This is a genomic window from Virgibacillus proomii, from assembly GCF_018916875.1.
GTDB lineage: Bacteria > Bacillota > Bacilli > Bacillales > Amphibacillaceae > Virgibacillus > Virgibacillus proomii_B.
Genome location: NZ_JAHLNO010000019.1, coordinates 23,598 through 42,874, shown reverse-complemented (window position 1 = coordinate 42,874; position 19,277 = coordinate 23,598). Strand labels below are relative to the sequence as shown.

The 19,277-nt window shown below is 36.5% G+C and carries 19 protein-coding genes and 1 pseudogene; 12 read left to right on the top strand and 8 right to left on the bottom strand.

The window, feature by feature from the left end; all coding sequences use genetic code 11:
- Nucleotides 1-3: 3 nt before the first annotated feature.
- Both KQI21_RS07725 and KQI21_RS07720 read right to left on the bottom strand, forming a co-directional pair.
- On the bottom strand, nucleotides 4-459 hold the full coding sequence (locus KQI21_RS07725; RefSeq protein WP_216483641.1) for a tripartite tricarboxylate transporter TctB family protein: 456 nt from the start codon (nucleotides 457-459) through the stop codon (nucleotides 4-6).
- A gap of 185 nt (nucleotides 460-644) precedes the next feature.
- Nucleotides 645-1,640, bottom strand: a complete 996-nt coding sequence (locus KQI21_RS07720) for a tripartite tricarboxylate transporter substrate binding protein (protein ID WP_373687650.1) — start codon at nucleotides 1,638-1,640, stop codon at nucleotides 645-647.
- 1,442 nt (nucleotides 1,641-3,082) lie between these two features.
- Here KQI21_RS07720 and KQI21_RS07715 point away from each other — a divergent pair.
- From KQI21_RS07715 to KQI21_RS07660, 12 genes are all read left to right on the top strand, one after another.
- The gene (locus KQI21_RS07715) at nucleotides 3,083-3,250 is read left to right on the top strand and encodes a hypothetical protein (RefSeq protein WP_216483639.1); all 168 of its coding nucleotides are present in this window, start codon (nucleotides 3,083-3,085) and stop codon (nucleotides 3,248-3,250) included.
- 545 nt (nucleotides 3,251-3,795) lie between these two features.
- Entirely contained in the window at nucleotides 3,796-4,173 is a 378-nt protein-coding gene (locus KQI21_RS07710; RefSeq protein ID WP_216483638.1) for a BlaI/MecI/CopY family transcriptional regulator, read from the top strand.
- 3 nt (nucleotides 4,174-4,176) lie between these two features.
- The gene (locus KQI21_RS07705; RefSeq protein WP_216483637.1) at nucleotides 4,177-5,406 is read left to right on the top strand and encodes a M56 family metallopeptidase; all 1,230 of its coding nucleotides are present in this window, start codon (nucleotides 4,177-4,179) and stop codon (nucleotides 5,404-5,406) included.
- Between the two features lie 303 nt (nucleotides 5,407-5,709).
- The gene (locus KQI21_RS07700; protein WP_216483636.1) at nucleotides 5,710-6,771 is read left to right on the top strand and encodes a beta-glucanase/beta-glucan synthetase; all 1,062 of its coding nucleotides are present in this window, start codon (nucleotides 5,710-5,712) and stop codon (nucleotides 6,769-6,771) included.
- A 13-nt stretch (nucleotides 6,772-6,784) separates the two neighbouring features.
- Nucleotides 6,785-7,987: a transcriptional regulator gene (locus tag KQI21_RS07695; RefSeq protein ID WP_216483635.1), complete on the top strand. Its 1,203-nt coding sequence runs from the start codon at nucleotides 6,785-6,787 to the stop codon at nucleotides 7,985-7,987.
- A 300-nt stretch (nucleotides 7,988-8,287) separates the two neighbouring features.
- Complete coding sequence (locus tag KQI21_RS16730; RefSeq protein ID WP_373687649.1) at nucleotides 8,288-8,419, top strand: hypothetical protein; 132 nt, start codon at nucleotides 8,288-8,290, stop codon at nucleotides 8,417-8,419.
- Between the two features lie 300 nt (nucleotides 8,420-8,719).
- Complete coding sequence (locus tag KQI21_RS07685; protein WP_216483634.1) at nucleotides 8,720-9,592, top strand: ABC transporter ATP-binding protein; 873 nt, start codon at nucleotides 8,720-8,722, stop codon at nucleotides 9,590-9,592.
- Between the two features lie 191 nt (nucleotides 9,593-9,783).
- Nucleotides 9,784-10,824 carry an ABC transporter permease gene (locus tag KQI21_RS07680; protein ID WP_253291360.1) on the top strand — a complete coding sequence of 347 codons (1,041 nt, stop codon included), beginning with the start codon at nucleotides 9,784-9,786 and terminating at the stop codon, nucleotides 10,822-10,824.
- Entirely contained in the window at nucleotides 10,805-12,826 is a 2,022-nt protein-coding gene (locus tag KQI21_RS07675) for a DUF5050 domain-containing protein (RefSeq protein WP_309245523.1), read from the top strand. The genes KQI21_RS07680 and KQI21_RS07675 overlap by 20 nt, the downstream gene beginning before the upstream one ends.
- A gap of 937 nt (nucleotides 12,827-13,763) precedes the next feature.
- Nucleotides 13,764-14,147, top strand: coding sequence for a helix-turn-helix domain-containing protein (locus KQI21_RS07670; protein ID WP_216483632.1), 384 nt, complete (start codon nucleotides 13,764-13,766; stop codon nucleotides 14,145-14,147).
- A 657-nt stretch (nucleotides 14,148-14,804) separates the two neighbouring features.
- Complete coding sequence (locus KQI21_RS16725; RefSeq protein WP_216483631.1) at nucleotides 14,805-14,909, top strand: PTS system mannose/fructose/sorbose family transporter subunit IID; 105 nt, start codon at nucleotides 14,805-14,807, stop codon at nucleotides 14,907-14,909.
- On the top strand, nucleotides 14,860-15,009 hold the full coding sequence (locus KQI21_RS07660) for a hypothetical protein (protein ID WP_216484327.1): 150 nt from the start codon (nucleotides 14,860-14,862) through the stop codon (nucleotides 15,007-15,009). Before KQI21_RS16725 ends, KQI21_RS07660 begins: the two co-directional genes overlap by 50 nt.
- Nucleotides 15,010-15,186: 177 nt before the next feature.
- Here KQI21_RS07660 and dagF read toward each other — a convergent pair whose 3' ends face one another.
- From dagF to KQI21_RS07630, 6 genes and pseudogenes are all read right to left on the bottom strand, one after another.
- Nucleotides 15,187-15,942, bottom strand: a complete 756-nt coding sequence (gene dagF, locus KQI21_RS07655) for a 2-dehydro-3-deoxy-phosphogluconate aldolase (RefSeq protein ID WP_216483630.1) — start codon at nucleotides 15,940-15,942, stop codon at nucleotides 15,187-15,189.
- A pseudogene (locus KQI21_RS07650) lies at nucleotides 15,943-17,045 on the bottom strand (DgaE family pyridoxal phosphate-dependent ammonia lyase).
- A gap of 81 nt (nucleotides 17,046-17,126) precedes the next feature.
- Entirely contained in the window at nucleotides 17,127-17,780 is a 654-nt protein-coding gene (locus tag KQI21_RS07645) for a DUF4310 family protein (RefSeq protein ID WP_216483629.1), read from the bottom strand.
- A 16-nt stretch (nucleotides 17,781-17,796) separates the two neighbouring features.
- Nucleotides 17,797-18,579: a DUF4311 domain-containing protein gene (locus tag KQI21_RS07640; RefSeq protein ID WP_253291359.1), complete on the bottom strand. Its 783-nt coding sequence runs from the start codon at nucleotides 18,577-18,579 to the stop codon at nucleotides 17,797-17,799.
- Entirely contained in the window at nucleotides 18,572-18,907 is a 336-nt protein-coding gene (locus tag KQI21_RS07635; RefSeq protein ID WP_216483628.1) for a DUF4312 family protein, read from the bottom strand. Before KQI21_RS07635 ends, KQI21_RS07640 begins: the two co-directional genes overlap by 8 nt.
- Nucleotides 18,904-19,269 (bottom strand): SFCGS family glycine-rich protein, encoded by a 366-nt coding sequence (locus KQI21_RS07630; protein WP_216483627.1) that lies wholly within the window; start codon nucleotides 19,267-19,269, stop codon nucleotides 18,904-18,906. Before KQI21_RS07630 ends, KQI21_RS07635 begins: the two co-directional genes overlap by 4 nt.
- Nucleotides 19,270-19,277: the final 8 nt, after the last annotated feature.

The window sequence follows — 19,277 nt, the reverse complement described above, 5'->3', positions numbered from 1 at the left end:
CTCCTAAAAAAAAGACAAGACTCCCTGCGGTAATTTTATTTGTAATAATTTTGTAAACAATAGATAAAATGTTAATGGCACCAAAACAGAGGTTAATAAATTAACGATATGTTTTTGATAACCTAATACATACGAGCAAAAAAAGATAAACAAAATAGTAATAATAAGAAAACCTACTATTTCTAAAAGGATTACGTAGATAACAATTAAAAAAAGTACACTCAATAGTCTAAATAGATCACTTTGAGTAATGTTGACTTTTTTCTTATCCACAACTTCATCCTTCATAAAAAAGAGGATTGCAGCTAGTAAAAAAAGTAGTATTCCTAAAATAATTGGTAAAACATCAGAATCTACTGGTACATAAGGATAAGCAGGTAAGTTGAAAGAGAAGAAAAGATAAGCTAAAGCAATAATCCATAATAATATGGCTATTTTTCTATTCAATGACTTTAACATAGAAAGAACCACCTTTTTCTTATTAAATAGGAAAAATCCATTTCTGCTTTAAAAAGCTGTTAAAATAGCATCGTAAATGTTGATGTTGAGCTACTTTTCGCAGCTTAAGTAAACGCTCCTTTTGTTACGTAAACTTAGCCGCAAGAATTTGCAGAACTATATGAACATGGAGGGTTTGATCATTTTTATTTTTTCGTCAACCCTAGTTCGTCCAATAACTCTTTTGTTTCTTCTCTTTGTTCATCTAAAAATGCTTTGTATTCCTCTCCAGACATAAATAATTCATCCCAGCCATATTTATTACGTATTTCTTTCCATGCCTCAGATTGATTTAATTCTTTAAACTTGGAGACATAATACTCAACAGCACTTTCATCCATGTTAGACGGTCCAAAGAAACCTCTCCAATTAACAAAACTGGAATCAATCCCCTGTTCTTTTACCGTAGGATATTCAGAAATAACATCTCCTTTAAGTCTTTCTTCAGACGTTACTGCCAGAACTTTAATTTTTCCTGCTTTGACCTGTTCGATCGTTTCTGCAACCCCTGTAGAAAAGACATCAGCGCTGCCATTTAATAAAGATGTAAGTTCTCCACCATCCTGTTCAGAAATATATTTAATCTTCGTAATATCGACACCTGCCTCTTTTGCTATTTTTACAAATTGAATATGATCCATACTTCCTGGTGAAGATGATCCAATAACCGTAATGTTTGCAGGGTCCTTTTTCATATCTGCAAATAGATCATTTAAATTTTCCCATTTGGCATCTGACCTAACAACAAATGCTCCATAATCAGCAATTACGTTTGCTATAGGAGTAAAATCAGTATGGTCATATTGGGATTGTCCATTTAAAGGCACGTCGATTAATGGAGGAGATGCTATAAATAAGTGGTGTGGATTCCCACCTTTTTGAGCAATATATGCCCACCCTACAGCTCCTCCGCCACCGCTTTTGTTAATAACGCCAATATCTTTTTTTATTATGCCTTCCTCTTTAAAAACTTTTGCTGCCATCCTGGCTGTTGTATCCCATCCACCACCTGCTCCTGAAGGTGCAACAATTTCAATTGGTTTTTCCGGTATCCAGTTTTCATCAGAACTTGATTTGCTAGTCGAACATGCTACTAATATACAGAAAATAGAGATACTGAACAGGAATAATATTTTTTTTATCATATTATCTATCCTTTCATTTCACTTAATGTTAACGATTACATAGTTTGTTTGGTTATAAAAAATTTTTCTCCATCATACTTGCTTGATATTAATAAAAAACTTTGCCAACTTGTTCTTAATCTTGCATTGATAACACGGAAAATATTGCTAATATAATGAAAATATATTAGTTATCATTTGTTCTATATTTAAATTATTAGGAATTATTTGAACATATAAGTTGAACTCCTCCTTTACACTTTGTGACAGATAATCATTTGTTATTTTGAATAGATTATACAACATTTAATTGTTTTTATCAATACAAACAATTAAAAATTGTGTAAAAATAAAGTGAAACTTCATTCAGTAGAAGTTTTCTTCCATCTCCATACTGAATGTTAGTACCACAAGGGTATGACCTAAAGGACCTTGAAAGAACCGGGCATTTAGGTGCCGTTTTCTAACACTTTGACACTTTTGGACCAACTAAGGCTCTTAAAGTGGGAGGCTTACGGCACCTTACATGCGGGATATAGTGAAACTTCATTCCGTGGAATACGGAATGTTTAGTTGAACCAATCGGGCATTTAGGTGCCGTTTTCTAACACTTTGACACTTTTGGACCAACTAAGGCTCTTAAAGTGGGAGTATTACGGCACCTTACATGCGGGATATAGTGAAACTTCATTCCGTGGAATACGGAATGTTTAGTTGAACCAATCGGGCATTTAGGTGCCGTTTTCTAACACTTTGACACTTTTGGACCAACTAAGGCTCTTAAAGTGGGAGTATTACGGCACCTTACATGCGGGATAAATACGATCTTTATTCTATAAGTGGTTTTATTGTTTCTATCTAAATTCTCTTGTAAAAAAAGTTGTACTTAAATATCCCTGTTATTCTCAGGGTAAATTCAATTAAATTTTGAATCTTATTATCCAAAAGTTCACTTATATAACTGTCATGCACACCAAAACATTTTCTATCGTTTAATCTTTAGAATTAGTTTAAATTCCCAATTAGATTACTAAAACAAGTAGATGTTAGACTCTTATTTAGTACGAACCTCAAGTACACATAAAGTAAATCTTCAATTAGTGGGGGTTTTCTTTTCTCTCACTAATTGTTAGAATGAACAGAATCGGGCATTTACTTGCAGTTTGATCCTCCACCTATCCTCCTAGGTTTCACCTCGTGGCATTGAAGTGGTGGTCTTACTGCAAGTTACATGCGGGATAAAAACCCCTAGGGGGGCTCGCACCAAAAATTTGTTTGTGTTTCACCCGAAAATAAAATATAAGGGTAATAAAATTCCGATTTCTTGCTATAAAAAAGGGCTAAAAACTAGCTTTTTGATATTTTCTAGGTGTTATTCGCTGTCGCATCCTGTATAGGGTGCGTGGGTTGAAATCGATAACTTATATTCTGGTTTAGCTGCTGCTAGTGTCGCATCCTATATGGGTGAATGGATTAAAAATCGTTATGCAGATAAGCCGTTTGTAGACGCTGATGTTGCATCTTATATGCGTGCTTGGATTGAAACTCGTACATATATCCGTTTGCAAACATGTAGCCAGCAGTCATATCCTACATGGGTACGTGTAAATATGCCAAGTTACAATTGATTAGCCTAACTTAATCCTAACTAAAAATGTCTGATATCCTCTTTGCATCGGGCGTTATCAGACATTTACATTATATTAACGAGAATTAATATTCATTAAATATTTCTTGTATATCTGATAATTTATCAGTCAAAGTGAGAAATTCTCGAGCTAGGATAGTCTGGTTTACGTCAATTATATGAAAGGACACAATTTAAAAATCAGAAAATCAACTATCGAAAAATTATTTTATGCGGAGAAAAAAAGTGTATCTAAGGAAAGCTCGTTGTACCAACTCTTCAGAAGTTTTTTGTTTTTTACGATTCATTTTCTTCTATCTGAAAATCACTATTATTTGAGCTGGACCCAATACGGGTTCAGTTCATTTTTTTATAAAGAAATTTTTCATATTATTTACTCGTAACAAAAAACGGGACATTAATAAGGAAATAGCCATTTTAATTATTTCTCTCTAATTTTATATTAGGCAGTTGTAAAAAACATGTTGACATTAATTTTAGACAAACGTAAAATATAAAAAGAAGGGTCTAAAAGGAGTTGAGTTAATGAAAAATATGAAAAAACTACCTGATGCTGAGTTTGAAGTTATGAGAGTAGTATGGGCAAACGAGCCACCTATCACTACCGCCATTATTATGGAGCAGCTTGGAAATAAGCGAAAATGGAAAGCTCCTACTGTCATTTCTCTTATGCACCGTTTAGTAGAACGAGGATTTTTACGAACTGAAAAGGAAGGGAAAGAGCGTACCTACTATCCGTTGATTGAAAAAGAGGATTACCTTGCTTTAGAAACGAAAAATTTTATGAAGCAATATCATGAAAACTCATTTTTAAGCTTTGTAAATACATTATATGATGAGAAACAGCTTTCTGATAAAGAGTTGGATGACTTGTTGAAATGGGCAAAAGAACGGAGGGAGTAATGGTTGCAGAAGTTTATGATTGCATTATTTGAATCATCACTTTCTATGTCGGTAATTGCTCTTATATATATTGCGATTACACCTTTGCTTGCTAAGAAATTTTCTGCAACGGGCCGCTACTATGCGTGGCTGGTCATTATTGTCGGCTTGATTATTCCATTTCGATTTCATCCGAAAGTATCAGCTATTTATGTTGATGCGATAATACCAACTTTAAAGGAGACAGCCAATTATTCCTTGTTAGAAACGGTTTCTTCTGCACCGAAAACTTTTGCTGCCATCCCGTGGTATGTACCGGTAAGCGGCCTGTGGGCTGCTGGCGTGGTTGTTTTTTTGGTCTATCATGTTATTCGGAATAGGCGTTTTCAGAAGATGGTGAAACGCTGGAGTGTGGAGATGACTGATCAGGAAGTGTTCAAAATTTTTCAGGATTTAAAATCGGAGTTCGGAGTAGCCCAGAAAGCAACATTGAAAGTTTGTCCAGGCATTTCCAGTCCCATGCTTCTCGGCTTTTTTCGTCCAACGATTTTACTTCCGGCGTACAGTATTCCAAAAGATAAGCTTGAACTCATTTTAAAGCATGAACTTATCCATTTAAAACGAAAAGATTTGTGGTATAAAACGCTTGTGTTTATAGCTGCCGCCCTACATTGGTTTAATCCGTTTGTCTACATAGTGGCAAGAGAAATTTCCATTCAATGTGAACTTTCTTGTGATGAACAAGTAGTGAAAGATGCAGATAGCCCTTCCCGGCAAAATTATGTTGCCGCCATTATAGGAATGATGAAAAAACAGACCAAGGAACAAACACTATTCTCCACACATTTTTTTGGAAGTAAGCAGGGTATCCAAAACAGGGTGTATTCCATTATGGATGCCAAAAGAAAAAAATGGGGCATTTCTATTTTGATAATCGCTGCTATGGCCACTTTAAGTACGGGAACCGTACTAAAGCTAAGTTCGGCAAATTCTGAATCCATCTCCTCCACCTCAGCATCTCAGGTCGAAGAGCGGCTGAAAGAGGATAACCTGCAAAATCTGCTTACAGACCCTATTTCTTCAGCGAACAACTTGGAAAGTGATAAGGATGGAAACCATTCTGAGCTTAATGTACCTATGAATAGTACCATGCCACTTTTATTGGAGGATAAGGATGATAGCGAGCCTGATACTTCCACCAACGATACAACGCCGTTTTTATTTAAGAATGACTCAGAAGCAGATATGGATTAAACAAGAACTTTATTTCATATTTTAACTTCATTCAGGAGAGGTCTCCTTTAAAAAGGGAGCATGATAAATTAAACATAAGCATAAAAACGCTTGTTTTAAGTGGCGAACATCGTGTTGGCAGGTCTCCCGCGGGATGCCGTAGTTGTTAATAGGGATGTCATTGTGCTTGAAAATGGGAATTGAGCATCCTGTTGCTTCGTCTGCAACTGATCTTCCTAGACGTTGGGCACTCCGCTGGGACTGCATTATTTTAGAGAAGTCCAAGTATGGATTTTGAGGAAGGCATTATGAAAGGGTGATATTATGCAAAAGTCAAGGGTATTTCGTTTTACCTCATTTCTAATAGTAGTTGTTTTGTTTTCAGGAGGCTGTTCAAGTAAAGATATGGATAATGCTGAGTCAAAGGATATTGTCCATCAAAATCAAAATCCATTTGAACTGGATGAAAAGGATTCCGTCGATTTAGGCAACATCGGTCATGGGTTGGTTAATCCAAAATTGGATGAAAATGGAAAGATTCTGCCCTTGAGCTATGATGGAGGCGAGTTAAAAATTGATTATAACGTAGAAGCGGCTGGAAAAGCAAAAAATGTCGGTTTTCTCATTTTTGTAGACGGAATACCGCAGCCTTATAAATTTAATTCAAGTGAGGCCCCTTATGAATATATGCATAACTTTGATTTAAAAGAGGATAACGTAAACAAAACGTTTAGTTTTATATTTACGCCTGTCACAGGCAAGCGGGGGGATACCTTGACAGTCAGTATTACTAGTGTATACAACCCGGCCTTTATTCCGGATATGAAAGAATCAAGTTCTTACGGAAATTATCATTCGACGTTGGAATCGGTTTTTTCGCTTGATTTTAACAAAGATGCGGATACTCTTGATGCTTCTTCCATTCCACAATATGAGTATATAAGCAATGTTCGCCAGTCGGCTGAGCCGATAACAAAGGAACTGATGAAAACGCAAGAAGGCTTTTCAACCATAGATTCCGAAGCATTGGAAGAAAGAGTGTTCAGCGATTTGTATATTGACGATGTGAATATGGCCAAACGAGACAACTTCCAGGTAAAAGACAGTGGAACGATTCATGTAACCTTTAAATTATTTGGCCATCCTGGAGTAAAGTATCGAAATACGTTCTATCTTAATCATAAAGCGATCACAAGCAAGGACGGCAACTCTTTTGAAACAGTGTTGGCTAAGGGAGAAGCGGCTGTGATTGATCTAGACATAGATTTGGAAAAATCGGAAGATTTCAATACATTTTATGTTGTGTCGGTTCCAGTTAATGCGGCTGATTTTCCTGATGATGTGGTAGTCTCGGAAAAGACAATGTCCAAATTATTATATAAATGATAGGAGAAAAAATGTGAATAAGAAACTGATTAACGTTTTATTCGTTATAGCGGCACTACTAGCATCATCTTGTACTGAAAATAACAAAAATTCCAAACATTATAACAATAAAAATGGCAAAACGGAAGAAACGGCTAAAAATAAAACAGAAGCAGATTCTACTGCTGTTTCCAATTTGAAAATAGAAAAAATACAAGGTGATATCCGAAACATTTATTACGCTGAAGATAGTAAAATTTTTATATCAGCTGACAAACTGTATTTATATGACTTACGTACAGACAATATTTTGGCAGAAACCCCGCGAGAACTTTTTGAACAGGAAAATTATTGGGTCATTAAAAATGGGTATGTAGCGGTAGGAGAAAAAAACAATCATGATAATAATGGCGACGATTCGTTAATGATAAACGGTGAGAAAGTTTTTAGTGCTGTTTTTTACGACAAGGAGCTAAATAAAAAAAACCAATATAATTTGAATTCATTGTTTGATGACGATACACTCTTTCTTCTTGATGCCATTTCTTTTTCTGCCGATGGAAAGTTGACAGCCTATGCTACATTAGCTGGTCTATATGTATTTGATTTTAAAAAGGGGAGCACGACAAAGATTGTGGATTTGGAAACGGAAGATGGAAAAGACCGTGCCGGTATTGTGGCTTTTGAACAAATTGGTTTCACGAATAATGACAAAACGATTGCTTTTAAAGCGCAAAGCGCTGATGTCCCGGCTATCCCGGACAAGCCTTCTTTTGATACATGCGGAATCGTTCATACAGATGGTTCCGGATTATCGAATCGGACATTCAACAACTACACATGCAAGGAGTTGACGGCTTACAATAAATCCCTGCTATTTGCTGAAGATTTCACAAAGACCACCGGAAATATGTTAGTGATGGAGTCACCAAGTGGAAAAGAAGCAATTCATAAGGTAACGAATAAAGATGAAAGCGGGCATATATCGGGTTCAGACTCTGGGCGTTATTTTGCAACTTCGGTTTCAAATAAGAATGATACCGGATGGGAAGTTCGTATTTACAATACGGAAACAGGAAATCTGGAAGCAAAGCAATTTGTCTCAGCTGATGGAAAGGAGCTTTACATGGCGCATGATCCAATTATCAAGGTGATTGATGAGACAAGGACATGTATTGTGTTATTAGGGTCAAAGATTAATGATATAGAAACGAAATTAGTAGTTAGTAAGTTTTAAATGATAAAACGTGTGCGTCCATCTTAAAGATTTAAGCTCTTGAAAAAAGAATGCTGCTTTTTTCCCGCTTTTTCTGACAGGAAGACTCCCCACTTCAAGAATTCAAGTAGAACGAGAATTGTACTAACAATCAGCGGGGAATGGAAAAACCGCTATTGTTAGTATACGCCCGGCATGGACTCTGAAACGTCAAAGTGGTACAACAAGCCGACCTTCCAATGAAGACCCGCACTTCTCTCAAAAGAGCTTTGATTTTCATACAGGCAGGAACGTCCTAGACAAGGTGGATCACTATCACCTATTTTAGCAAATTTCTCTCTGCACAAGTTGCGCAGAGAGCTGGAAAAGCGAGGGCATCATTTCATTAGATACGCCGATGACTTTGTCATCAATGTTAAGAGCAAGCCGGTGAAAGCGTTATGCAAAGCATAACAAATTTCATAGAAAAAGACCTTGGGCTCATTATAAACCAAAAGAAAAGTAAAGTCTGTGGCGCAATCTCCGCCACATTCCTTGGATTCAATATACAAAAATCTCATGGGAAAGTCGGCAAAACATTGAGAAAATGGACCAGTCGGAAAAGACGGGACTAAAAGACATTTCCCATCTTTATGAGTTACTATACTCAAAAGATTGAACAGATACGGAACCGTACGTACGGTGGTATGAGAGGTAGAGGGATAATCACCCCCTCCTACTCAATTTCACTTTATTTCATGGGAGGGGCTATTTGTGAAAGTAACCTTCAAGGATATTTCAAAACAATACAGAGGCAAATATGCATTGAAAAATTTTTCTGCAGAATTGGAAAATGGAATTTATGGACTTTTAGGGGAGAATGGCGCGGGAAAAACAACCCTGATTAATATTTTTGTCGGCATTTTAAAGAGTGACCAAGGGCAAGTTCTGATCAATGAAATGGATGTGCGAATCCTAGGGACAGATTTTTTATCTCAGATCGGCTATTTGCCCCAATACCCGCAGTTTTACAAAAATTTTGAAGTGATGGATTTTTTGCGATATATGTGTGTTCTCAAAGATATTCCCAAAGAAAAAGGGGAGAAAAGGGCAAAGGAATTATTGGATATCGTCAATTTAAGCGAGGCCCATAACAAAAAGATTGGTGAATTATCCGGGGGGATGCGGCAACGTATCGGGATTGTACAAGCGATGTTGGGTGATCCGGGCATCTTGATTCTGGACGAACCAACGGCAGGACTTGATCCACAAGAAAGAATACGATTCCGGAATTTAATTGCGAAATTTTCGGAAAACAGAATCGTTTTACTGGCAACACATATCGTTTCAGATGTTGAATTTATCGCTAACCAAGTTATTTTGCTCAAAGGTGGCCAACTTGTCAAGCAGGATACACCACAGAAACTCATAAGGGGGATGGCGGGAAAAGTTTGGGATGTAACAGCCACAGATGAAACGGTCGATGAAAAGCTGGAACGTCTTAATATTAGCAATATGATGCGGGATCGGGACAAAATTTATTTAAGAGTCATTGCAGATGAAAAGCCTGATGCCGAAGCATTGATTGTAAAAGCGAATTTGGAAGATGTTTTCTTGTACTATTCTGGAGCTGGAAAAGCATGGTAGATTTAATTATTTTTGAATGCCGCAAGCATTTCCTGAAAACGTCTATTCTCGTGGCTATACTTCTCTTTTCCATACTGAACGTTGCCAAAATTTATACTGTTTATCATCAAAACTCGCTACTGTCCCCGAACTTTTCGGATCCAAAGTGGAAAAAATTATATTGGGAGATGTACGAGGATTTTAGAGGGGAAATGTCAGAAGAAAAAGTCCAGAAACTCATGTCTATTTATGAACCGCTTGAGAAACAAACAGCTGATCAGACAGCAAGTACCAGGACTGACAATCCCAATACGTATACCGGAAATATATACAATGATTTTCTTTTCTTCAAGTGGTGTCTTGTGCAACCAATGGAACATGCTTATATGTATGGCAATTATGCTCAAAAAATCGTAACGAACGCCAAAGAAAATATAAAGTTTTACGAATCAGTCGGAAATCAGTACGAAATGTCGAAAAATGCAGCTATTGCCAACATGTTTAAAGGACGAGCAATATCCGATTTTTCCTATACAGAAATGTACCAATATTATGTGCACTACGATTTTTCCGCTTTTCTGGTGTTGTTGATCTGTCTATATGCCTTAATGAGTGTATTTGTATCAGAGAAAGAAACGGAGATGGACACCCTCTTGTTGACCACGAGATTCGGGGGACAACAAACAGTCAGTGCGAAACTGGTGGCTTCTGTTATTTTTATTGGCTTTATCTGCACGTGGTTTTGGCTGCTCGATTTTGCCTCTTTTTCTATTATTTTTGGATCAATGGAAGGAGCTTCTGTACCTTTATTCGTCCTTGAAAATTTCGTAAATTCATCGATTCATGTGAGTTTGGCTCAGTATGCGTTGATATCGAGCATGCTAAAAACTGTGGGGATAGTTGTACTTGGTTTGGCATTTTTACTGATTTCTTCCTTGTTTAAAAACGCTCTGTTACCTTTTATTATGAGTCTGTTCGTAGCTTTCGGGTTGATCTATTTTGGGGAAGCGTACATGGGATCCGGAAAGGTGCTGTTAAAAAGCATCAATCCGTTTATCCTGGTTGTTAATCGAGAATTATTTCGGACGACAGAGTTTATAAATCTATTTGGCTTTCCAGTGCTTGCCTATATTCCGGCCCTATTGTTTTCAGCTGTATGGGGAATTGGCTGCTGTATAGGGATTACATTGGTCCTCAAGAAAAACGCTCTAGTGAAAAAAGGAGGAAAGAAGCGTGTCATTATGGAGATATGAGATGAAAAAGCTCTTTTTGTACCAAAAGGGCTTGCTATTTATCGGTTGTTATTTCATCTTCAGCTTGGTAACTTTGATTGTATTTGACACGTCTGCCAACCCGGATGTAGAGTTGAATTCTAAACCGTATTCCTTCTACTTAGATCAAGTGAAGGGACCTGTTTTGGAGAAAACCGAGACATTTTTTACTGAAGAAGCAAAAAAAATTTCGAATGCAAATGTCGCTTTGCGAAAGGCATATGACGATTATTATGATGGCAAGATAAGCAAGAAAGAATTCCTTGCTGTGTCACGTCCGTTGGAGGAAATCGTTCAAAATGAAAAAGGCTTTAACCTTCTTTTTGACCAATATTCCTATGTCCGTGAGCAACCGGACAACCGGTACTTTCTGTATACAAATGGTTGGGATGGGCTCCTATCCCATGACAGTCTCGATTTCCTTTTTCTTTTGTTGTTGCTGGTACTTGTAACTCCGGTGTTTTGCTATGAATATGAAAGCAGAATGGAAGCTCTTATCCTTACTGTCAAAAAAGGTATCAAGGTTCAAGCTGCTACGAAGATGATACTTGTCCTCGTCACAGTGACGATCATTTGTCTATTGAGCGCAGCCTTAAAATACGGATTTTTTTACTTCAAATATGGATTGGAAAATGGAAATTATCCACTTCAAAGCTTGGCTTATTTTGGGACATCCACCAAAGATCTCTCACTGTTTGAAACATTTTTATGGATGACAGCATGTAAACTGTTTGGCAATTTAAGTTTTGCGATGCTGATTATGTTTGTTGGAGTATGCATAAAGAAATATGCCCTTACCTTATTCACGAGTACAGCATTAATCCTCGTGCCTTATTTTGGATTCAGTCTGGAATCCTCGAAATATTTTTTGCCAGGGCCGCTCGGGTTTATGATTGCCACCGGTTTCTTTCGAGGAAATGAACATGAGTATAACATTTTTACAGAGCAAAAGGATATCTTATTCCAGGAGATTTCAAATCCGGCATGGATGATCTTGTCTGCGATTACGTTATGCATTGGCATCGGGATGTTTTTTGTCATCATGATCCGTCATACGAATAGTTGGAGCACCGGGAAAAGAAACCTTTGGCTAAAGCCGACCAGTCTTGCGCTAATCCTTTGTATTATCGCATCTGGCCTTGCCGGGTGTGTGTCTTATAAAAATACAGGATATGATGTTTATAACTATGATATGAGACAGACTTTTGAGAATGAGCGCTATCGATTTTTTTATGATGACACGTTTGTATTTGAGGATAAAAAAACTGGAGAGATCAAAGATTTAGTCCGAAATCCAATGTCATCATTGACGACAGTTGGGGATGCAATTTATGGAAACGGCCCATTTGTTTATTACATTAAATATGATCATGACAAGTCAAAGTTTCAGGAAACCCTTGTTCGAGTTTCCATTATCGAAGTAAATACAGAAACCTTTCATGAGAAAATTATTTTCGAAAAGAATTTGGACACGGAAAAAGACAGCTTTTTAGATCTGAATAAAATTTTTAATCCAGATGCGGAATTTTTAAAAACGGTCAGTCATTTCTTTTTAGATGATCACAATATATACTTTATCGCGGAAGACGAAATCAGGAAAGTCGATAAAAGATCTGGAAAATCAAAGACAATCATTCAAACTCCAGGGATAAGAAGTGTAGCTTTTGATGGCCGTTATATTTATTATGACAATGAGAAATCCGAGATTGTCCGGTACGATACGAAGAACGAATCGGAAACTAATTTTCATGGCCTAATATCAGGACATTTTATTCTAACCGATACGGAGCTCCTGTTTATTAATCGTAAAGACCAACAAAAAATCTACTCTTTCAATTTACAAAATGCAACTACCAGAAAAATAACAGATCGACCGGCAGTTTATTTTACATTTAACAAGCAATATATCTTTTATGAAGATAATCAGCAAAAAAAATATCGGATCGATCAGAGTGGTCATAATGAAAAGGTAGTCTTGGAATAAACGAAATTCGATTATTGACCGGACCGGTTTCAACGTTAAATAATATTTGGATTGCTTTTGAGACACGTATTTTGACAATTTTATTCAAAATGCGTGTCTTATTATGGATAAATAACGAGAAAGAGACGCTTTTTCTTCCCACAGCTCTTCAATTTTGAGTGATGATAGAGGATTAGGTTTGCAAAAATATAACACTGCTCGTTGTGAAAAGCGAATAGCTTTTCGGAATCATCGCATTATTCATATCGTACAAAAATCACTAAGCAAATCCTTAGCTAAACAAAAAATAAAAAATTTAAATTATTTTTATCCCGTAATGAGTCATAGATTCAATGGATAAATTGAAACAATAGATCAAAGGCTAAGTTCGCAACATCCTTGAAAAATCGCGATGTGTCGCTGCTGTAGCTTTCCTTGTCATTGAAAAGAAAAACACTTTTCTGCGTGTGATGCCTATTCAAGCAGTATCTCTAGTCCTGTCGATCCAAATGAATCGGGAATTTAGGAGCCCTTTTTTTCTCATAAAGTTGCAAAATAAGAAGGAGAATTTTAAAATGAGAAAAATATGGCATCTTACATCCGGATAAAGGAAACATGCCCCTGCAACAGGGTTATGCCGACGCCTGAGCGGTAAGCACGCTTTTAGTCGGCCTTCCTTTAGATTCGAGCCGATGTTAACTTATCACTTATCCTAGAAAGGGTTCGAAGTGCTAGCAGCACGACCGCATAAGCTAGACAAAGGCTTTCAAAAACAATATCCACCATGTAGAACGGATATTGATAGCAAAAAAATCCACTGCTGTTTATTAATTTTTTCTCATTACACACAATCTTTTGTTGTTAGGAAACTACTAAACAAAATTTCGTTGTTTTATCTCTCTTTTACAATTTCTAATTGTATAATTTTGCTAAGAATAATAGAAAGGAGGAAAATTAAATGTACAGATTTAGTGAGCGATTAACTGATGTGCGAGTTGAAGCTGGCTATAGTCAAAAGGATCTTGCCAAGGAGCTAAATATTACTACTAGCGCGTATGGTTATTATGAACAAGGGAGAAATGAGCCGTCTCTGGAGACAGTTAGATTACTAGCCAGAAAACTGAATGTTTCAACAGATTATTTATTAGGTATTATTGACGAGCCAAAGCATCCTGTTAAGTATGAAATCACTGACGGCTTTATTTTAACGGATACCGAATTATTAACTGTAAAGCAATTGAAAGCAAAACAACTTTTAAGTGAATTGAGCAAGAATCCAATTGAAAACGTAGATAAGTTAGTAAGGTTTTGGCAGTTTATGAACAAGGAAACACAAAAGTAAAGATTAGCTTAGAGGCAATCCTATGCTTAAAAATAGAAAATTCCCCTTCACCATTAAGCAATATATTATATACGATCCAAAAAACATTCATCCTATATCTTCATCATTTTATAGTGCCCTGCCATACGCCCATTTCTATACTCTATTTTCATCATGTAACCTCAGTAATAAATATAGAAAACTATCTCTGATCAACCATTCTTTAATTTAGTTAGTGTTTTTCTTATTTAGATTTGAATCAAAGATTTAAATTATCCTCATTTATCCGGACATTTTTTTCGCATTTTATAGCTTAAAAAAGAACCGTCTCCCTCTTTGAAAAAGTGATTCATTTATAGATCATCATCTTCCCCTCACCATCACTCCTATCTATCTTTAGATTTCTTCTTCAAGAATCCATAGAGTCTTGCCCCTCAACGTTTGTCCTACTTTGCCTAAAGAACAAGATTTTCTCAGACATTCTTATCGTTAAACAACAGAGGCTCCATTCTATTAACATCTATGTTTGCTATATGGATGAACCGGTTTTTTCCAGGTTAAAATTTATGGCAAGGTTCATGGAACTTTGAAAGAATGTATGCACGAGGTTTTCTTTTTACCATGATTCCTTCCTAAAAAACTATATACGGAAAACAATAATAAAAGAAAAAGCAAGCGATGAAACGCCAATGGGAACTCTTTAATACCCATCCTTTTATGGCCGCACCAATTATTGGAGTTACAGCAGCAAGGAAGAACAGAAGAAAAAAGCGCTCCAATTGATGATGATCTAATTAATGGTTTAAAAGCTGGTATGGTGGGACCTCTCAACTCAGCTAAGAATTATTTAATTTTATTGGTTACTGAAATGATCTGGAATTGATAGTCACTATGAGAATTACTAACTATATACGAAAAATCGAAATTAGAAGGGAGAAATAAACATTAGCAATCTTGAATATTTATAATTCTCCCCTTAACTAATTGGATTGGCGAATAAAGCTTAAAAAGGGTCTTGTTTTTTAATTGACAAACTCTTCTTTTACAAGTGAAGTTGACTCTAAGCATGTTTATCGACTAAACGTTTCATGGTTGTTACCAATGTTTTTACGTCTTCAACATTTGTTTTACCAGTTTCTTTATTTACAATAGATGAATAAACATGCGGAATAATCCTAGGAACCCCTACTTCTAATGCCATATCTAAGATTATCTCAAAGTTATTTAAATTAATCCCGCCGGTAGGTTCTAGTGCAAAATTAGCTTTGGCACACGCTTTTGTAACAGCATGAAGCTCTTCTTTGCATGCAAGACCGTCCATTGGATAAAACTTAAGGGCATTTCCACCCATATCTTTAACTAATGCAATTGCGGATTGTATTGGAACAACAGCTTGTTCTTTCATGTTTGAACTTATTGTACCCGTAGAAATAGTGACATAACCAGCTTTTCCAGATGGAGAAACTAAAGCATTAATCCAACTGTCTCGATTACCTAGGTTAGCACGAGTTGTACCAACCAATGGAAATACTTGGTTTATATGACTTCCTTCATAAAACTTGACGATATTAGCAACCATAACAGCTTGTTTACTATCACCGCCCCCCAATCCAATGGACACTGCTCCATCTATAGCTGCATCATATTTTTTCATGGAAGATACTGCTTCATCAAGCGTATCATAGTTTTTCGATAATAAACCGATTAACACATTTCCTTCTGCCGCTTCATAGACTTCCTTTGCGTTTTCTATACTATTTGCTAAGACGTTTAGACTCACTCTGTCTCTATAAAAATATTTATCTATATTTGTCATTCATATACCACCTAAAATATCCCTTAACTGATTAATTATAATCTGAATATCCCCCTTTTTTAACGGACGTGGATCGATATCAAAAAATCCTTGCTTAACACCATAATCGCGTGTATATATAGCAACTTCACCTTTTTTTTAATTGATCCGTAATTTCTTCTGCTGATTTACAAGTTACTGCTTTATCAATAAAAATACGTGCTCTGGAAATAGGACGTCCTGCCTCATCTTGAATAATCCAAACACGAACACCTTCCAATGCTTCTAGTTGCTTAAGTACTGCTAATTGTTGTTTATCCTGTTCCCTTGTATCAGCTTTTATATAATAATCATCCATTGCCTGTAGTAATCCAAATATAGCTTCCTTCCCCACCTTCATACTGCGACCAATAATATGTAGCTGATTTTTAACCCAGTCAATATATGCTGATTTGCCAGCAACAATTCCTGAAGTTGGTCCCTCAATTGCTTTCGAACCACTGTAAACAACTAAGTCTGAAATTTGTGGGTATTTCTTTAAATCCTTCTCTGCAGCTGTATCTACAAGAAAAGGAACATTATTTTCTTTTGCTACTTCCCATGCTTCCTCTAAAGAAAGCATATTTTTTTGTACTGCATGATGGGACTTAACAAAAAAAATAGCAGCAGTATTTTCATTTATCGCATCAGATATATGTTCTCTTTTTCCCTCATTTGCATAGCCTGCTTCCACTAATTGCCCTCCGCCAAGAGCAATCATTGTCTCCATTGGTGCGCCATATTGTACATTTTGCCCCTTTAACATAATGATTTCATTTTTAATAATCGATTTCTGATGTAATTTCTCACTTAATCTCCTGTCTCCTCTAGTACCAATGCAGCTATGGATAAAACAATTCCACTCGAAGCCGAATTTACAACATTGCAGATTCACAATTTAAGATATTTGCGATATAATTTCCAGATTTATTCATTAATTCAGGAATCTCGACATAGTTTTGTCCGCCTATCTTCATCGCCTTCATAACTTTATCGGATGGGGCAGAGACAGCAAGTATACTCATTCTGCCACTGGCATTAATTACGCGTCGCAATCCATATTTATCAAGCAAAGAATAATTCATCATTCGTCCATCCTTTAATTATTATTTTAAATTTTAACTAGGTGCTTGTTTATTTGGTAAAGTATTCATAGCAGACTTAATTTATATTGGAAAAAATACACCTAGAGCCATCGCACCTAAGATTGCTCCTCCTGCTACCGGTTTATTCCAAAGGTAGAAGATAGCGCCACCTATTGTAGATCCAATGCCAACAGGAATCGATGCAGTTGCTGCAGAAATAATTATTAAAGGTCCTAAAAACCTTCCTGATGAATTACCTGCTCCCATCATTACATCACTACCAAATGTTGAATTTGCTTGTCCAACCGTAAATTTTCTAATACTAATAACAATTACACCGATTATTGCTCCAATTATTAATCCTACCAATAAGGATACAAAAAAGTTTTCAATTGGTAATGTTATTCCAGCACCAAGTAACAATGCAGGAATACCAATTCCAACCCCTGTTAGAATAGACCCTCCAATGTCAAGAACTCCAACTAAGCCACCTTCAAGAACCCTTGCAAATAGAAAGCTAGCTCCAAAAGCTGCAGCCGCACCATATCCAGAACCTTGAATTCCTGCTTCAAGTAAGGCTACGATGGCAACTTCATTAAAAGCACCAACTTTGTAAATATAATACATGTGGGTTCCAGCAAAAACACCCGCAGAAAAAAGGGCTACAAAAATCGGAAATGACCAATCTGCATACCAAAAATTCCTTTTATAAATTTGATCGTGTTTTTGGTTCATCGTAATATTTCCCCCCTTATTTTGGATTAATTAAGTCATGAAGTGAATCTAGCCAATGAGGAACAGATAGATTTAGACTTTTAATCAATTGAATGTCTATTTCCCTAAAGAATGCGCTGAGTGTAAAAAGAATTATAATAGCAGTCATTAAGGTCTTTGTTACTCTATTCCACCCGCTGTCATCCACACCTTTACCAATTAAAATACCTAAAACAACACCAGGAACAGCATTACCCATGATGATATGTGCAAGTCCTCCAAAAATAGTTCCCCAAAAACCTGAACGTTTACCGGCATCTAGTGCTGCTAACCAAAAAATAACCGGCATTGCTAAATTAATTAACCAATCAGCTGCAGGAGCTAACACTTCAAGTGCTACGTCTCTTAAGCCAGCCGGTATTGATGCAGTAGTAATACTTAGAAAACCAATTACAATTGCTCCTATGATTGCCCCGGCAATACTCATTTTGACTGGATTATGCATCGTTTCTTCTAACGTCTTTCCTTTTCTTAATACGGAAGCAGCTGACCAATTTGGAATAATTCTATGCGCAACATCTTGGGTGAAAGCGCCGGCTCCAACAGTGGAAGCCCATGCATTAAAGAAAAAGCCAAATCCAAATGAAAAGTGTGAAGCTCTATCTCCTTGACAAGCATTCATTTCACCAATGGTTCGAAACGCTCCCATTGATTGAGACTTCGGTGCATGAAACATTCTTGCTGCCCCAGCACCTAATGGAAATCCTATAATTGTTCCTATGATTAAAGATTTAAATAGAATAACAACCATTTCACCCATGTGTTTCCCTCCTTAATACATGGTAACAGTTAGTTTTTGTCTGCCAATTCAAATTCTCAGCATTCATCGTTTTTAAATTAACTTCTACCTTCAACGTAACACTACATTTCATTCTCCTGCGAGGTAGAAAAAAGAAGAGAAATCGTTCTGTATATTCTTCTATTGTTGCCTCAACTTCTTCCATGCTTTTTGGCTCTGCTCGAATTATAAGTTGGTCCAATTTATCAAAAATTTGTTTCTGTATTTTACTTAAAGCCCTACTCACTGCTTCATCTTTTGTTTTCCCCTTGCCATTAATCATTACTGTTACACAACGACTTTCTATCATATCGATTTACTCTCCTCTCTTTTCTTATACTCCTGAACAAGTCGTTTTCCCAGCTCTTCTACATCCATAAACCCAAACCCCAATACTTTATATCCCTCACGAATTGCTGTTACCCCTTCATCAATTGACCGCATTCCATACTTTGCTTTATATCCATATTTTGTTTGTGCTGTAATTGCACCTGCTCCACCACTTCCGCAAAAAGAAATTCCCAAATCAGCATTTATTTTATTCATCTCATCACCAAGCTTCATATCGGCACCTATTCCAGGTACAACAATAGCTTCACCTCCAGCAAGATCTACTCCACGCGCCACATTTTGACCTTTCCCTAACCGATCTGCTATTACTACCTTTACCATTAAAGTCA

Coding starts and splice junctions, on each gene's coding strand:
- KQI21_RS07645 (WP_216483629.1), bottom strand. CDS start 17,780: ATGAACCAAAAACACGATCAAATTTATAAAAGGAATTTTTGGTATGCA.
- KQI21_RS07700 (WP_216483636.1), top strand. CDS start 5,710: ATGCAAAAGTCAAGGGTATTTCGTTTTACCTCATTTCTAATAGTAGTT.
- KQI21_RS07715 (WP_216483639.1), top strand. CDS start 3,083: ATGGGTGAATGGATTAAAAATCGTTATGCAGATAAGCCGTTTGTAGAC.
- KQI21_RS07710 (WP_216483638.1), top strand. CDS start 3,796: ATGAAAAATATGAAAAAACTACCTGATGCTGAGTTTGAAGTTATGAGA.
- KQI21_RS07670 (WP_216483632.1), top strand. CDS start 13,764: ATGTACAGATTTAGTGAGCGATTAACTGATGTGCGAGTTGAAGCTGGC.
- dagF (WP_216483630.1), bottom strand. CDS start 15,942: ATGACAAATATAGATAAATATTTTTATAGAGACAGAGTGAGTCTAAAC.
- KQI21_RS16725 (WP_216483631.1), top strand. CDS start 14,805: ATGAAACGCCAATGGGAACTCTTTAATACCCATCCTTTTATGGCCGCA.
- KQI21_RS07640 (WP_253291359.1), bottom strand. CDS start 18,579: ATGGGTGAAATGGTTGTTATTCTATTTAAATCTTTAATCATAGGAACA.
- KQI21_RS07725 (WP_216483641.1), bottom strand. CDS start 459: ATGTTAAAGTCATTGAATAGAAAAATAGCCATATTATTATGGATTATT.
- KQI21_RS07630 (WP_216483627.1), bottom strand. CDS start 19,269: ATGGTAAAGGTAGTAATAGCAGATCGGTTAGGGAAAGGTCAAAATGTG.
- KQI21_RS07635 (WP_216483628.1), bottom strand. CDS start 18,907: ATGATAGAAAGTCGTTGTGTAACAGTAATGATTAATGGCAAGGGGAAA.
- KQI21_RS07680 (WP_253291360.1), top strand. CDS start 9,784: ATGTCAGAAGAAAAAGTCCAGAAACTCATGTCTATTTATGAACCGCTT.